19 protein-coding genes are annotated in these 14,584 nt (G+C 50.6%); 17 read left to right on the top strand and 2 right to left on the bottom strand.

The features are described 5' to 3' along the window. Positions 1-62 precede the first annotated feature (62 nt). A complete protein-coding gene (locus BMW43_RS03380; RefSeq protein WP_091744001.1) occupies positions 63-995 on the bottom strand; it encodes a substrate-binding domain-containing protein in 933 nt (310 codons plus the stop codon). Between the two features lie 244 nt (positions 996-1,239). On the opposite strand from BMW43_RS03380, the gene ylxM reads away from it, so the two are divergent. From ylxM to BMW43_RS03295, 17 genes are all read left to right on the top strand, one after another. Then, on the top strand, positions 1,240-1,599 hold the full coding sequence (ylxM, locus tag BMW43_RS03375; protein ID WP_245732208.1) for a YlxM family DNA-binding protein: 360 nt from the start codon (positions 1,240-1,242) through the stop codon (positions 1,597-1,599). Between the two features lies 1 nt (position 1,600). Further along, positions 1,601-2,950: a signal recognition particle protein gene (gene ffh, locus BMW43_RS03370; RefSeq protein ID WP_091744000.1), complete on the top strand. Its 1,350-nt coding sequence runs from the start codon at positions 1,601-1,603 to the stop codon at positions 2,948-2,950. A 57-nt stretch (positions 2,951-3,007) separates the two neighbouring features. Then, on the top strand, positions 3,008-3,289 hold the full coding sequence (rpsP, locus tag BMW43_RS03365; protein WP_091743999.1) for a 30S ribosomal protein S16: 282 nt from the start codon (positions 3,008-3,010) through the stop codon (positions 3,287-3,289). Positions 3,290-3,294: 5 nt separating this feature from the next. Continuing rightward, a complete protein-coding gene (locus tag BMW43_RS03360) occupies positions 3,295-3,522 on the top strand; it encodes a KH domain-containing protein (protein ID WP_091743998.1) in 228 nt (75 codons plus the stop codon). A gap of 154 nt (positions 3,523-3,676) precedes the next feature. Beyond that, positions 3,677-4,075 carry a YlqD family protein gene (locus tag BMW43_RS03355; RefSeq protein ID WP_245732207.1) on the top strand — a complete coding sequence of 133 codons (399 nt, stop codon included), beginning with the start codon at positions 3,677-3,679 and terminating at the stop codon, positions 4,073-4,075. An 11-nt stretch (positions 4,076-4,086) separates the two neighbouring features. Next, complete coding sequence (rimM, locus tag BMW43_RS03350; RefSeq protein ID WP_091743996.1) at positions 4,087-4,593, top strand: ribosome maturation factor RimM; 507 nt, start codon at positions 4,087-4,089, stop codon at positions 4,591-4,593. Further along, positions 4,593-5,339: a tRNA (guanosine(37)-N1)-methyltransferase TrmD gene (gene trmD / locus BMW43_RS03345; protein WP_091744224.1), complete on the top strand. Its 747-nt coding sequence runs from the start codon at positions 4,593-4,595 to the stop codon at positions 5,337-5,339. Before rimM ends, trmD begins: the two co-directional genes overlap by 1 nt. 7 nt (positions 5,340-5,346) lie before the next feature. After that, positions 5,347-5,916, top strand: coding sequence for an RNA methyltransferase (locus BMW43_RS03340; RefSeq protein WP_091743995.1), 570 nt, complete (start codon positions 5,347-5,349; stop codon positions 5,914-5,916). A 112-nt stretch (positions 5,917-6,028) separates the two neighbouring features. Continuing rightward, on the top strand, positions 6,029-6,370 hold the full coding sequence (gene rplS / locus BMW43_RS03335; protein WP_091743994.1) for a 50S ribosomal protein L19: 342 nt from the start codon (positions 6,029-6,031) through the stop codon (positions 6,368-6,370). 362 nt (positions 6,371-6,732) lie between these two features. Beyond that, a complete protein-coding gene (gene lepB, locus BMW43_RS03330; protein WP_091743993.1) occupies positions 6,733-7,260 on the top strand; it encodes a signal peptidase I in 528 nt (175 codons plus the stop codon). A gap of 185 nt (positions 7,261-7,445) precedes the next feature. Next, positions 7,446-8,333 carry a ribosome biogenesis GTPase YlqF gene (gene ylqF, locus BMW43_RS03325; RefSeq protein WP_439331443.1) on the top strand — a complete coding sequence of 296 codons (888 nt, stop codon included), beginning with the start codon at positions 7,446-7,448 and terminating at the stop codon, positions 8,331-8,333. A gap of 172 nt (positions 8,334-8,505) precedes the next feature. After that, positions 8,506-9,066 (top strand): ATP-dependent Clp protease proteolytic subunit, encoded by a 561-nt coding sequence (locus tag BMW43_RS03320; RefSeq protein WP_091743992.1) that lies wholly within the window; start codon positions 8,506-8,508, stop codon positions 9,064-9,066. 186 nt (positions 9,067-9,252) lie between these two features. Then, positions 9,253-10,044, top strand: coding sequence for a ribonuclease HII (rnhB, locus tag BMW43_RS03315; protein WP_091743991.1), 792 nt, complete (start codon positions 9,253-9,255; stop codon positions 10,042-10,044). Then, positions 10,034-11,860, top strand: coding sequence for a hypothetical protein (locus BMW43_RS03310; RefSeq protein WP_091743990.1), 1,827 nt, complete (start codon positions 10,034-10,036; stop codon positions 11,858-11,860). The genes rnhB and BMW43_RS03310 overlap by 11 nt, the downstream gene beginning before the upstream one ends. Continuing rightward, positions 11,857-12,132, top strand: a complete 276-nt coding sequence (locus BMW43_RS03305; protein WP_091743989.1) for an EscU/YscU/HrcU family type III secretion system export apparatus switch protein — start codon at positions 11,857-11,859, stop codon at positions 12,130-12,132. The genes BMW43_RS03310 and BMW43_RS03305 overlap by 4 nt, the downstream gene beginning before the upstream one ends. A 44-nt stretch (positions 12,133-12,176) precedes the next feature. Continuing rightward, complete coding sequence (locus BMW43_RS03300; protein ID WP_091743988.1) at positions 12,177-12,530, top strand: YraN family protein; 354 nt, start codon at positions 12,177-12,179, stop codon at positions 12,528-12,530. 70 nt (positions 12,531-12,600) lie between these two features. Then, complete coding sequence (locus tag BMW43_RS03295; RefSeq protein ID WP_091743987.1) at positions 12,601-14,121, top strand: YifB family Mg chelatase-like AAA ATPase; 1,521 nt, start codon at positions 12,601-12,603, stop codon at positions 14,119-14,121. A 188-nt stretch (positions 14,122-14,309) separates the two neighbouring features. Here BMW43_RS03295 and BMW43_RS03290 read toward each other — a convergent pair. Next, positions 14,310-14,584 (bottom strand): transposase (locus BMW43_RS03290; RefSeq protein ID WP_091743986.1); only part of this gene is annotated, 275 nt, incomplete at its 5' end.

The raw sequence follows: 14,584 nt of genomic DNA, 5'->3' as shown, positions 1-14,584 counted from the left end.
AAAAGCCCCAAGCAACGTGGTCATACCCTCGTTTGCTTGGGGCTGTATTGCTTTGGCCGTGGTTACAGTTCGGCGATGATTTCACCCATCTGAGAAATATCATAGCCGCTCATGCCCATGACTTCTTTACGGAATTCATCGGACCGTAAGATGGAAAGCAAGGTTTCAAAATGCTGGGGATTGATGTCCTGCGGTAAAATAACGAGATCATACCGTTCTTTTTGCAGTGGGATAAACTCAATGTTACGGACCTGCATCGCCGCCTTTTCCGTTCCGAGGCCGACGTCGGCTTCGCCTCTGGCGACACAACTGGCAACTGCCAGATGGCTTAATTCCTCACGGGAATATCCCTGGATGTTGCGGGAATCTATATTAAGCTTACGCAGTTTTTCATCTAAAAGCACTCTGGCACCGGCACCAAGGTTGCGATTGACGAAACGAATATCGGGCCGGATCAAATCATGCCAGTCTTTGATGTTTTTGGGATTGCCGGGAGCGATATAAAAGCCTTCGACGCGGGAGACCAAATTGACAACACAGGCTTTTTGTCCCGGTAAGTAGCGGCGGACAAAAGGCACGTTATATTCATCGCTGTCTCCGTCCCAAAGATGAGTTGTGGCAATATTAGCGGTGCGGTTGTAAAGCGAAATTAAACCGCTGATACTGCCGACATAGCGCCGCAAAAACTGCACGCCGGGAATTTGTTTTTCAAGATGGCCCGACAGTACATCAAGGATAACATCTTGTCCACAAATAATAAGGCCCGGATAGTGGGCTGGGGCAGACGGATCGGCAGGTAACCCCTCATGGCCGGTAAATAACTCGCTGCTGCGCGATTTCCGTTTATAGTTTTCAAGATCGGCGCTTTCAATACGCATGCTGCGTCCAATGCGGTAGGCCGGCAATTCGCCGCGCTTAATCAGACCATACACGGTAAATCTCGAAATATTAAGTATTTTTGCTACTTCCTCAGGCTTGTATAAATTGCTGGACATTTGTTATACCTCCACAAACTCATGAACATATAATACCATGCTTTTAAGCCTTTTCTCAACCTATGTCGAGCTATTTCCTGCTGTTTCTTTTTCGTAACCGGTAACAGATGTACATATTATCTTATCTTGTCAAAAATATACTTAAGAAGTGACAAGGTAAAATACTTGACAATGCCGGTGCCAGTCTGTATACTTAGAAAAGTAAAAAGCCGTTCTTCCTAAAGCATGAAGGGATCGTTTCAGTATGCTGGATAAAGTGCTGCGCATGGGATTTTTATATGATTTTTATGGCGCGTTGCTGACCGAAAAGCAGCGGCAGTGTCTGGAAATGCATTATCTCAGCGATTTGTCGCTGGCGGAGATGGCTGAGCAGCTTGGCGTGACCCGGCAGGCGGTACATGACATTTTGCGACGGGCTGAGCAGCTTCTGGACGAATATGAAACTAAACTTAAGCTGATTGAGCGGTTTCAACACGAGCAGCAGACAATCAGTCAGGTGTATGGCCTGATCAGCAGTCTGTCTGATGAAGTGAAGCAGTTGGAGCCGGTAAATCGGTCGCTACATATATTGGAACTTTTATTGGATTACGGTAAGGAGGCATAGCATGGTTTTTGAAGGCTTAGCCGATAAATTACAGCAAACATTTAAAAAACTGCGCGGCCGGGGCAAACTGACCGAGGCGGATGTGAACGAAGCCATGCGCGAGGTCCGGATGGCGCTCCTGGAAGCGGACGTAAACTTTAAGGTAGTGAAAGAGTTTATTGCCAAAATCAAAGAGCGGGCTATTGGCCAGGAAGTCATGGGCAGCCTTACACCGGTGCAGCATGTCATAAAGATTGTCAACGATGAACTGACCGAGCTGATGGGCGGGACACAAAGCCGTATCGCCATCGCCTCCCGGCCGCCGACCATTGTGATGATGGTAGGCTTGCAGGGGGCCGGTAAAACGACGACGGTTGCCAAACTGGCTAATTTGCTGGTCAAGAAGCAGAGCAAGCGCCCATTGCTGGTTGCGGCGGATATTTACCGTCCGGCAGCCATCAAGCAATTACAGGTGCTGGGCGAACAGCTTGATGTTCCGGTGTATGCCGCCGAACCGGGTACGAAACCCGTGGACATCGCTAAACAGGCACTGGAGTACGCCTTAGCCCATACGAGGGACATGGTGCTCATTGATACGGCCGGCCGTTTGCATATTAACGAAGAATTGATGCAAGAACTGAAAGATATCAAGCGCGAGGTCAAACCCCATGAAATCCTGCTGGTGGTTGATGCCATGACGGGTCAGGATGCCGTTACGGTGGCCGAGTCCTTCAACAATGAACTGGGCGTTGACGGTGTGATTCTGACCAAACTTGACGGCGATGCCCGCGGCGGGGCAGCTTTATCGGTCCGGGCGGTGACCGGACGGCCGATTAAGTTTGTCGGCATGGGCGAAAAGCTGGATGCCTTGGAAACCTTTCATCCCGACCGGATGGCGTCCCGGATTCTCGGCATGGGCGATGTGTTGAGCCTGATCGAAAAAGCGCAGAGTGCCATTGATCTGGAGCAGGCTCAGGCGATGGAAAAGAAGCTGCGCAAGGAAGAGTTCACGCTGGACGATTTTCTCGAGCAGCTGCAGCAGGTGCGCAAGCTTGGCTCCTTTGAGCAGATACTGAGCATGCTGCCCGGTATGGGAAATTTGAAAAAGCTGCAGGATATTGAGTTTGACGAAAAGGAACTGGTCCATGTAGAGGCGATTATCCGCTCGATGACCAAGAAGGAACGGCGTTCGCCGGACATCATCAACGGCAGCCGCCGCAAACGCATTGCTTTGGGCAGCGGGACGCGGGTACAGGATGTAAACAGGCTGCTAAAACAGTTTACCGAGGCCAGGAAGATGATGAAACGGTTTCAGGAAATGCAAAAAGGTGCGAAAAAGGGGCTGGGCTTTAAGCTTCCCTTTATGCGCTAATATATGTATACAGTGAGTATCCAAGCTTCGGATACTCTATAAAGGAGGTGAATGGAAATGGCGGTTAAAATTCGTTTGAAACGTATGGGTGCTAAAAAGAACCCGTTCTATCGCGTTGTTGTGGCTGACTCTCGCTCGCCGCGTGATGGCCGGTTTATTGAAACTCTGGGACATTATGACTCTACGGTTGAACCGGCAGTCATTAAAGTGGATGAGGAAAAAGCAATTAGCTGGCTGCAACAGGGTGCTCAACCTACCGATACGGTAAAAAGCTTGTTCAAAGCGGTTGGCATCATGAAAAAATGGGATGAAATAAAGCGTGCTAAGAAAGAGGCTTGATAACTATGAAGGATCTCGTTGAAGTTATCGCCAAAGCTTTAGTGAAAAATCCGGAACAGGTTGCTGTGACGGAGTTGGCTGAAGCGACCGGCACTGTTTATGAACTCAGGGTAGCTCCGGAAGACATGGGTAAAGTCATTGGTAAACAGGGTCGCATAGCTAAGGCACTACGCACCGTAGTAAAAGCTGCTGCCACTCGCGAAAATAAAAAAGTAACAGTGGAAATTATTTAGAAAATAAATAATCAGGAGTTTTGTTGTGAAAGGTTCAACTGTCAAATGCTTTGGCAGATGGGCCTTTTGCAATAAAAGAGAGGCCTGTTCTGAGACTGGTTGTGGAGGGTTTTAGAACAGGGCTAAAGAAAGGTGGATTAACGGGATGGAAAATATGAGCTTGAAATGCCCTGTCACGATCAAAGCCAAAGTAACGGAAAATCTCAAACAGCGTTTGGCAGCAGAAATTCAGGAAAATATTAAAAAAGTGGACATGGAATTGCAACAACTGGAGTTTCATGCCAAACGGGCGTTAGCCGATCAGGCTAAGCAGGATATGCAGGGATTGACCGCCATTCGTCAGCAGATTGATGCGGAACGTCAAAAACGTCTTGAATTTAAAAACCATATGATGGAAAAGCTAAAGGAAACGGCCCAATTGGAACTGGGAGCAGAAATTGCCCAGGGTACGTTGGAGAGAACCGTGTCAGTTGGCATCGGTGATGACTTGCATAAAATACTTGGTGAGGAAATCCTGATTGAAGACGGGATCGTTATCGCCTTCCGCAGGTAGGAAGAAAAAGCATGACAGAAAAGTTGATTTCCATAGGAAAGATTACTGCCCCGCACGGTGTGCGGGGTGAAGTGCGTGTTATACCGGACACCGACTTTCCCGAGCGGTTTGAACAGATGAAGACCATCCGGCTGGATGACGGCAGTGTATGGCCAGTGCTTGGTGTCAAATATCATAAGCATTTTGTACTGCTTACCTTAAAAGGTATTGACAGCAAGAATGCTGCCGAGCCACTCCGCAATAAGGTGATCCAGGTTAGACCTGATGAATTGGTACCGTTACCGACGGGTCATTATTATCATTTCCAGATCATCGGTTTAGAGGTCTTCACGGAAGACGGGGAATTTCTGGGGCAGGTAAAGGACATTATTACCACGGGCAGCAATGATGTGTATGTCGTGGAGCAGGAAGGGCAGCGGCCGGTGCTGGTGCCGGCGCTGAAAAGGGTAGTGCTGGATATCGACCTGCCGGGCGGAAAAATGAAGGTGAAACTTCAGGAGTGGGATGCGGAAGCATGATGCGCATTGATATCATTTCCTTATTTCCCGACATGTTTGCCGGACCTTTCGGGCACAGCATCATCAAGCGGGCACGGGAGGCCGGACTGCTTTCGGTGCAGGTGACCAATCCCCGCGATTTCGCTTTTGATAAACATCATATTGTTGATGATTATCCCTTTGGCGGTGGCGCAGGCATGGTGATGAAGCCTGATCCGGTTTTTCTGGCGGTCGAAAGCGTTACGGCCGAGCGGGAATCGGATAAGCGCCGGGTGATCTTAATGTGTCCCGGCGGGCAGTCTTTTACCCAGCAAAAGGCCAGGGAACTGGCCGGGTATGAGCAGCTTGTCTTTATCTGTGGCCATTATGAGGGTCTGGATGACCGGGTGCGCCAGCATCTGGCCGACGAAGCCGTATCCATCGGTGATTATGTACTGACCGGCGGTGAATTGCCGGCCATGGTCGTCGTGGATGCCGTGGCCCGTATGCTGCCCGGTGTATTGGGCGCCAGCGACGGGGCGGAGCAGGATTCCTTTTACAGCGGGTTGCTCGAATATCCCCAGTATACCCGGCCCCGTGACTTTCGCGGCTGGTCGGTGCCTGACGTGCTAATTTCCGGCGACCATGCCAAGATAGCCAGATGGCGGCGGAAACAATCGTTGAAAAACACGCTGGAACGGCGTCCCGATCTGCTGGTGGATTTTCCGTTGAATGCGGAGGATGCCGCCTTGCTGGAGGAAATCAAGAAAGAACGGTCTGGAGGCTAGTGCACTAATGTCAAGGGTTTACTTAGGACTGGTTCATTATCCTATTTATAATAAAAATAATGATGTGGTGACAACGGCCATCACCAATTTTGATGTCCACGATATTGCCCGGACATCACGTACCTATCATATTGCACGTTATTTCATCATTCACCCAGTGGAAAGCCAGGTCAAAATGGCCAGGGATATCGTGGAATACTGGCAGACCGGCTATGGCGGCGAGTATAACCCCGACCGGAGGGAAGCCTTCAGTATTTTGGACATAGTGCCGGATATCCGGGCAGCCGTTGAGCAGATTACGGCTGCAGAAGGCAAAGCGCCGGTCATTGTAACTACCGATGCGCGCCAATTTTCCAATATGGTGTCGTATCGAAAGCTCCGGACGCTGCTGCAGGAGGAAGATCAACCTTGTCTCTTATTGTTCGGGACAGGCTGGGGCATTGAAAAATCAGTAATGGAGCAGTTTGATTACATTCTGGAGCCTATTTACGGTCCCTGTGATTACAATCATCTGCCGGTGCGGGCGGCTGTGGCCATTATCCTTGACCGGTTGCTGGGCGAGGCCTGGTGGTCGTAATTAATACTTGAATATCCAAGCAATATATGATAAAATTATCGTCGTGTAAAACGGACGGTCCTCTGTCGCTTATCGGGCGGGTAAGAACGTCTAGTATAAGGAGGCACTATAAGTGAATATTATTCAGGCATTAGAACAAGAGCAACTTCGTAAGGACATTCCTACGTTCAGACCGGGAGACACCGTTCGCGCCCACGTAAAGGTAGTGGAAGGCAATCGTGAACGTATCCAGGTTTTTGAAGGTGTTGTTATCACCCGTCAGGGTGGCGGCGTACGTGAAACTTTCACGGTAAGACGTATTTCTTACGGTGTTGGCGTAGAACGTACTTTCCCGGTACATTCTCCCCGTTTGGAAAAAATCGAAGTCGTCCGCAGAGGTATTGTGCGCCGTGCTAAATTGTATTACCTGCGCAACCTTACCGGTAAAGCCGCACGTATTAGAGAAAGACGGTAGTAAACAGGGGACTGGCAGCAGTCCCTTTTCTCGCATGGCCGGAAGGTGTATTTTTTCGGTCATCAGTGGAAAGACTAAGGCTTCCGCCGGTGTCACACAGACTTGGCACAAGCCGGGTCTTTTCTTGCTTTTTGGGCTGTATAGAGACCGGCTTTATATCGAACACTAAGGTGGAGTTAGTACCTTGCGTCGCCTAAATAGATAGTTTCCTTTTTCGGCCTGAAGTGTTGTCGGCGTTTGCGTATATTTGCGCGACTACTTCGTTTTGCAGCACAAAAAATTCTTAAGCTTATCAGATGCTTTAAGTGACGCAGAGTATCCCCTTTACATAGAGAAGTGTTATCCGGTAGGAGGAATTCACCTTGAGTAATGCAAATCTAAAAAACGAAATAAAGGACTGGGTTATTTCCATCGTCATTGCCGTTGTACTGGCATTTTTTATCCGGTATTTTATTGTGGAACTGTATATGGTGGAAGGGCCTTCGATGCGTCCCACGTTAATGAACGGGGAACGCCTGGTGGTCAATAAATTCATTTACCGTTTTAAAATGCCTGAGTATGATGATGTTCTGGTTTTCCGCTATCCGCAGGACCCCAGCCGTGATTTTATCAAACGGGTCATTGCTGTGGCCGGTGATACGATTGAAATCAAGGAAGGCCGTGTGTTCCGTAACGGACAATTGTTAAATGAACCTTATATTTTGGAAAAGACTAAAGGCTCCTATCCGTTGGCTACCGTGCCTAGCGGAACCATCTTTGTCATGGGAGACAACCGGAATAATTCCGAGGACAGCCGGTTTAACGATGTTGGCTTTGTGCCGCTTAACTTGATTAAGGGCAAAGCCGTACTGGTATTTTGGCCCTTTGATCAGCTAAAAACTCTTCCTTAGTCAAACGTCTGACTGTAAGCCGTATGAAAAAGCGTAAGCCGTTTAAAACTAGTACCGTACTGCCGCTGTGAATGGTTGTACCATCACCATCTGTCAGCGCGTCAGGCGGACGGGGTTGAAACGGCTTTTTGTATACGGAGCCGGCCAAAGAACGAGCCGGTGAATGAATCTGCATATTGTGAGTGATGTATATGGAAAATAGCAAGGATAACATGCGTATAAACTGGTTTCCCGGGCATATGGCCAAAGCTCAGCGTATGATGCGTGAACACGTAAAGCTGGTCGATGTCGTCATTGAACTGGTAGATGCCCGCATACCACTGAGCAGTGCCAATCCAGTGATTGCCGATATCATTGAGAACAAGCCGCGCGTCGTTGCGCTAAACAAGGCTGACCTGGCTGAAACGGCCTGGACCGAACGCTGGATAGAAACATTCCGCAGTCAAGGCCTGCAGGCAGTTGCCATTGATTCCATGACAGGTAAAGGAACCAAGGCCCTGATCAGTAAGGTGGAGCAGGGCGCCAGCGCGGCCATTGCCAAACTTGTTGCCAAAGGAGTGCGGCCACGGGCTGTAAGAGCAATGATTCTGGGCATCCCCAACGTGGGAAAATCCTCCCTGATCAATCGCCTGCTGGGATCGGCCACTGTGCGTACAGCCGATAAGCCGGGTGTAACCAGGGGGAAGCAATGGATTAAAGTCTCCAATAACCTGGAGCTTTTGGATACTCCCGGCGTACTTTGGCCGAAGATAGAGGACCCGTCGGTGGCCCTGCGGCTAGCCATTACCGGGGCTATTAACGACGAAGTATATGATCTGGAGCAGGTAATGGCCAAATTTTTAACCATGCTGCGGGAGGACTACAGCGAACGGCTGAGCGAGAGATACAAGCTGACGCTGCCTTTGCCGGAAGACAGCGAGGAATTGCTGCGCCTGATCGGCAGCAAGCGGGGCTGTTTGCGCAGTGGCGGCGTGGTCGATTGCGACAAGGCCCGCAAAATCATTTTGAACGAATTTCGCGGTGGCAAGCTGGGACAGTTTACGCTGGACCGCCAATTGCCGGACCGGGAATAGATCAGAAGTGGGGAGGCTCGATCGAGTAAAGGGCAGCCTCCTTTATTTTTTAGGCAGCACCGGCAGGATTTTGTCTGGTCGATGGAATATAAGTTAAAGAGAATAGATGCTCTGTGAACAATTGATTAATTTGATTCAGTTGCTATTGTTCGACGGACAAGGAGGAAATAAAATGGAACAAGAAGAAAAACAAGGGAAATGGCAGGAGAAACTGTTAAAAACCCGGTCGATCATTATTGCCGGTGAGATCACGCAGGCTGTGGCGGAGAAAGTAACTGCTCAACTCCTCATTTTGCAGGAAATGAGTGATGAACCGATTAAATTATTTATTAACAGCCAGGGCGGTCATGTGGAGGCCGGTGACACCATTCATGATATGATTCGCTTTGTGACGCCGAGAGTCATTGTCATCGGTACCGGCTGGGTAGCCAGTGCCGGCATTACCATTTATCTGGCGGCCGCGAAAGAGGACCGCTACTCATTGCCCAATACCCGCTATATGATTCACCAGCCGCTCGGCGGGGTGCGCGGCCAGGCGACCGATATCAAAATAGAAGCCGATGAAATTATCAAGATGCGCCGCCGCATCAACCGTTTGATTAGCGACGGGACCGGACAACCGCTGGCCAAGGTGGAGCAGGATACGCAGCGTAATTATTGGCTGGATGCGGCAGAGGCAAAAGCCTATGGTATTGTAAGCCGTATTATCGCCGAGTATAAGGAAATAGAGTAAAGCAATACGGGGCATAGCCGGTTAATGGCTGTGTCCTTTTTTGTTGGGCAATGGATGGGGCTGTTTTTCTGGTGGAGAAAGGAATTTGTCTTTAACAGCAAGAATATAGCAAAAACGGAAGAATATTTTAAGGTGTGTGGACAATGAATACTCAGGCCCACACGCCCAGGATTGGCGGGGATTTTTTTGCGTATGGCTAACATGACGGTTGCGGAGATAACGGAATTGCTGGATCAGGCGGAGCTGCCGGAGGCTATTTTGGCGGAGCTACATACGGACCGACGTGTTTCGGTCATACGATTATTGGAGAAGTGGCAAAAAAGAAAAGCAAGCCTGACTAAGGAAGCGGCCCGCCTGCAGCAGCTTTTTCTGCCGGAGCAGGAACTGCGCCGTCAAGGCTATGAATGCATTGTCGGTGTCGATGAGGCAGGGCGGGGGCCGCTGGCCGGTCCGCTGGTGGTCGGTGCGGCGATTCTGCCGTTTGGCTGCAGCCTTCCTTCGTTGAACGATTCGAAAAAACTGTCGGCGGCGCAAAGGGCCGTATTATATGATGAGATTAAAAAGAAAGCGTTGTCTACCAAGACGGTCATTGTCGAAGTGGCGGATATTGACCGGTTGAATATCTATCAGGCTACTGTGCAGGCCATGTATCAGGCGATTAAGACCATTGAACTGAAACCGCAGGCCGCTTTGATTGATGCCGTGCCATTGCCGGAACTGCCGATTCCGGCCAATTCATTGATTGGCGGAGACGGGCTGAGTGCATCCATTGCGGCAGCCTCTATTCTGGCCAAGGTGGAACGGGACCGGCTGATGGAAGAGTTGGCGCTGATTTATCCGCAATACGGTTTTCAAAATCATAAAGGCTATGGGACCAGAGAACATTTAAGAGCATTGGCGGAATATGGGCCTTGCCCGATTCACCGGACCAGCTTTGAACCGATTAAATCATGGGGAGGCAGACAGGATGCGAGTTAGTAATCTTTCACCGGGACAGCTTCCGGCACCGGCCGAGCTGGAAGGACAGGCTAACGTGTCTGCGACGGCTCAGCCCCAAGCTCAGGCCGAGACCAATACACCGGGGCTGCAGGTTCAGCTTTTGATCCATGAAGCACTCGAAACGCTGCTAAGTAATCTGGGCGGAACAGTTGAAAACAGCCAGTTGCTACTGGCTTCGCTGCCTGACAGTTTGCAGCAAGAGGTGCGGCAAATTTTGCAGCAGGCAGCGCCCGACACCGGTGCTATTTCCCGGGGAATGTCTACCCTGGTACAACTACCAAAAAATCTGGCCGAACAACTGCAAAATATAGTGCAAACCCTGCAGGGAACACTTTATCTGGAAGAACAGCTTACTCCGGATATCTGGAATACGCTGGCGGAAAAGACTGAGACGGTTCTTGCCACGGTACGGCAGAATCCACCGCAACTGCCGCCTCAGACGGCACCGGTGACAGAACCGCCGGCAGCGGCACAGGATAACTTGCCGGCTCAATCCGCTATGCAGAATCAACCGGTGGAACCCAATAATACGGTGGAAACGGGAGCTTTTCGCCAGCCTGCGTTGCAACCTCTGCCGGAGAGTGTGGCAAAAACTGTTTTGCCGGTGCCGGAAGGCGGACAGGAACCGCAACAGGCTGCCAAGTTGACGATAACGGCTGAACCCAACATGCAACCAGCAACAGCGACGCCATTGGATGAGGCAACCCGTCCCCCAGTACCGCCGACCAGCAAACCGGTGACCGACTGGCCGGCCAAGGCCTGGCAGGTATTGGCTAACAATGAGCAGGACCGGGAATCGGTGTTGGCAGCCGTTCGACAATTGGCCGCCGAATTTCAGGATTTACCTGCTAAGGAGCAGACGGCAGGTAAACAGATATTGTTGACGCTGCTTAACCAGCCGGCGGGGGACGCGGGAGAAGATATTCAACCCCTTTTACTGGCAGTAAAACAACTGCAGACAGAAATTTCCCGGACAAGTGGAGAAAGCCGCACCGTGTTGCCGGAGCCGGCGGCAGGTGAAATGGCAGGAAAAACGTCTTCACCGGCCGCTGTTGTACCGGCCGGTCTCGCTGCGGCTCAGGAAGCCGAGGTGTGGACGGCAGCGACAATAACTAAAGTGGCCAAAGACATATTGGATGGCGGCGAAATTCCCGATGAGTTTCCTGCTACGCGTCTGGAAACACTGGATGTAACTGCAGCGGAACACCAGGAACTGCAGAAAGCTGTTAACTACTTGCAGGATTTTCTGCCGCAAACCGTTAGACAGGCGGCTGTGACGCATAATCTGCCGGAGTTGCCTGATCTATGGCTAATGTTTAAATTTTCCGAGGCTTCCAAATGGAAAGAACTGCCGGCGGAAACACTGCAGAAAGCCATTCGCACCATTCAGGAGTTGTCGGCTACCGTGCAGGATTCGCAAGCTGCTCTGCCGGAAAAAACAAATACTGCCAATACCATGTCCTTTACTATACCCATCTATTTTGGCGATGGCAGTACCGTTTATCCGGCTTATGTTCGTATCTATCATGAACAGCAAGGGACGGGTGGCTATAAAAGGGAGGCTCAACCGGAAACCTGGCTGCGCATTTTCTTTGATACCAACCATCTGGGCCGGGTGGACGCCATGTTTCATTTATATCAGGGCAATCTGTTGAGCGTGCGTACCGAATTTTCCACCGATGAGGCGGCGACTGCTTTTCGTGACATCGTTGCCCAGGTACGCAGCGCGTTGGGAGAACTGCCGCTGACACTGACTGATTTTAGTGTGCGCATTATACCGGGGGAGACAGCATGAGCGAACAGAAAGAAGAACGCAAACAGGCGGTTGCCATTCAGTATGACCGGGAGGCAGATAGTGCTCCTAGGGTTGTAGCCAAAGGAAAGGGTTTGGTTGCCGAGCAGATTATGGCTGTGGCCCAAAGCCAGGCGGTACCTCTATATAAGAATAAGGCGCTGTCCAATATGCTGATGGCCGTGGAACTGGACCGGGAAATTCCACCGGCTCTGTATAAAGCGGTGGCGGAGGTTCTGGCCTATATTTATCGTTTGGATCAGAATTTTGGCTGAAGAAATGGCTAAGTAGGCCTGCGGTGAAAAGCAGAGGTGTTGGGATGAACCATATAGCCTTGGGTGAAAAGGGGGAAGCGGTGGTAGTCGAATATTTGCGCCGCCATGGTTACGCTGTCCTGCAACAAAAATACCGAGCCAGGACGGGTGAAATTGATATTATCGCCAAGAAAGACGGTGTACTGGTTTTTGTCGAGGTAAAAACCAGGCGCAGCACGCGGTACGGGTTGCCGGCCGAAGCAGTAACCTATCGGAAACAGCAAAAAATCATCCAAACAGCGCTGTGTTATTTGGCCCAAACCCAGCAGCCGGACGTGCCCTGCCGAATTGATGTCATTGAGGTATATGAAGCTGACGGACGGATTAATCACCTTGTTAATGCTTTTGGGCGGCAATAGTGCGGAACCGATTGCCTTAGACGTAACCAAGCTGTTGCAGGAACGGAAATGAGGCCGATGGAGGTAGAATATGTTTGCGCAGACATTCGGAGCCACCACGTTTGGGTTAGACGGCATTGCTATTCATGTGGAAGTGGATATTACCAATGGGCTGCCGGGAATGGAAATTGTCGGACTGCCTGATACGGCTGTACGTGAATCACGGGAACGGGTCAGGGCGGCAATCAAGAATTCCGGTTTTGAGTTCCCGGCCCAGCGGATTACCATCAATCTGGCGCCGGCCGATATCAAAAAGGATAGCTCCGGTTTGGATTTACCCATTGCTATCGGCATATTGGCAGCCAGTGGACAGGTCGGAGAAAATTGCCGGCGCTGCCTGTTTGTCAGTGAACTGTCACTGGAAGGCAGGCTGCGCGCCGTATCAGGCGTATTGCCGATGGCCATGGCTGCGGCTGAGCAGGGCATCACCCAGTTGTTTGTCGCCAGGGAAAATGCCGGCGAGGCCTTACTGGTTGATGGCCTGACCGTGTATGCGCCGGACAAACTGGCCGAGGTAGTTTGGCATTTGCAGGAAAGACGGGCTTTGACACCGCAGCAAAAACGGGTGGAAGCCGCTGGTTTGCCTGTTTTGGGAGATGATTTTTCCGAAGTACAGGGTCAGGTGGTTGCCAAACGAGCGGTGGAAATCGCTGCCGCCGGTGGGCATAACCTGCTGCTTAGCGGATCGCCTGGCTCGGGAAAAACCATGCTGGCCCGGCGGGTGCCGGGCATTTTGCCGGCCATGTCCGACCAGGAGGCCTTGGAAGTTACCAAAATTTACAGCATTGCCGGCTTGCTATCGGCCAACACCGGTTTGGTTTCCGTACGTCCATTCAGGAGCCCCCATCATACCATATCGGATGCGGGCATGATTGGCGGCGGCAGAATCCCCAAACCAGGTGAGGTAACCTTAAGCCACCACGGTGTGCTGTTTTTGGACGAACTGCCGGAATTTCCCCGCGGCGTACTGGAAGTGCTGCGCCAGCCGTTGGAAGACGGGCATGTAACCATTTCACGCGTGCAGGCTTCCTCCTCTTACCCTGCCCGATTCATGCTCATCGCTGCGATGAATCCCTGCCCCTGTGGCTTTGCCGGTGATGGTCTGCAAACCTGCACCTGTACGCCAGCCGATATTCGGCGGTATGTGAAAAAAATATCCGGTCCGTTGCTTGACCGGATTGATATCCATGTCCATGTGCCACGGCTGGAATACAGTGAAATCGCGGCAACCGTACCGGCGGAGCCTTCGGCTGCCATCCGGGCCCGTGTAGCAGCCGTGCGGGATTTGCAGCGGGAGCGACTGGGACAGTACGGTCTATTCTGCAACGCCCAGATGGGACACAAACATCTCAAAAAATTCTGCCCCCTGACAAAGGAGGCGCAGGAACTGTTGAAACAAGCCTTCACTAAAATGAACCTGAGCGGCCGGGGTTACGACAGGATTATCAAGGTCTCCCGCACAATCGCCGACCTGGCGGGAGAACAAATCATCACCGGACAGCATGTGGCTGAAGCCATACAATTTAGAAATAATGCGCAGAAGTTTGATTAATAAGCGAAAGATAGGGCATTTGATATTAAAGTGTCTTAATTAGTGTAGAAAAGTTATTAGTGATAAGAAATGGGAAAAGCTCTCGTTAAAAACGGGAGCTTTTGTATCTCTTAATGAATATCACGCGGTGTAAATAGCAAAAAAAGTTGTCAAATAAGGAACGTCAGACTGTGCGAAAATCTCCTCTTTTATCTCACGGATAAGCTCCTAAATGGGATTGCCACAAAAAGAGCGGCAATCCGGCTATAGGAAAGTACCGTTCTTTTTCTAATCGCTTCGATTAATTTATTGGTTCCCAGCAAATTGATCACGCGTTTTAGGTTATACATTAAACAATGCATAACCGCTTCGCCTTTCACATTTTCAATTCCCCGTAGTAAAAAGTGAGTATAGCCGAAAGTACGCTTGATGGTGCCAAATGGATGTTCTACGATCCTTTGTCGTTGCTTGTACAATGCCATGT

The organism is Propionispora vibrioides, assembly GCF_900110485.1.
Taxonomy (GTDB): domain Bacteria; phylum Bacillota; class Negativicutes; order Propionisporales; family Propionisporaceae; genus Propionispora; species Propionispora vibrioides.
The sequence above is the reverse complement of the archived record's forward strand: the minus strand, read 5'-3'. Positions and strand labels throughout refer to the sequence as shown.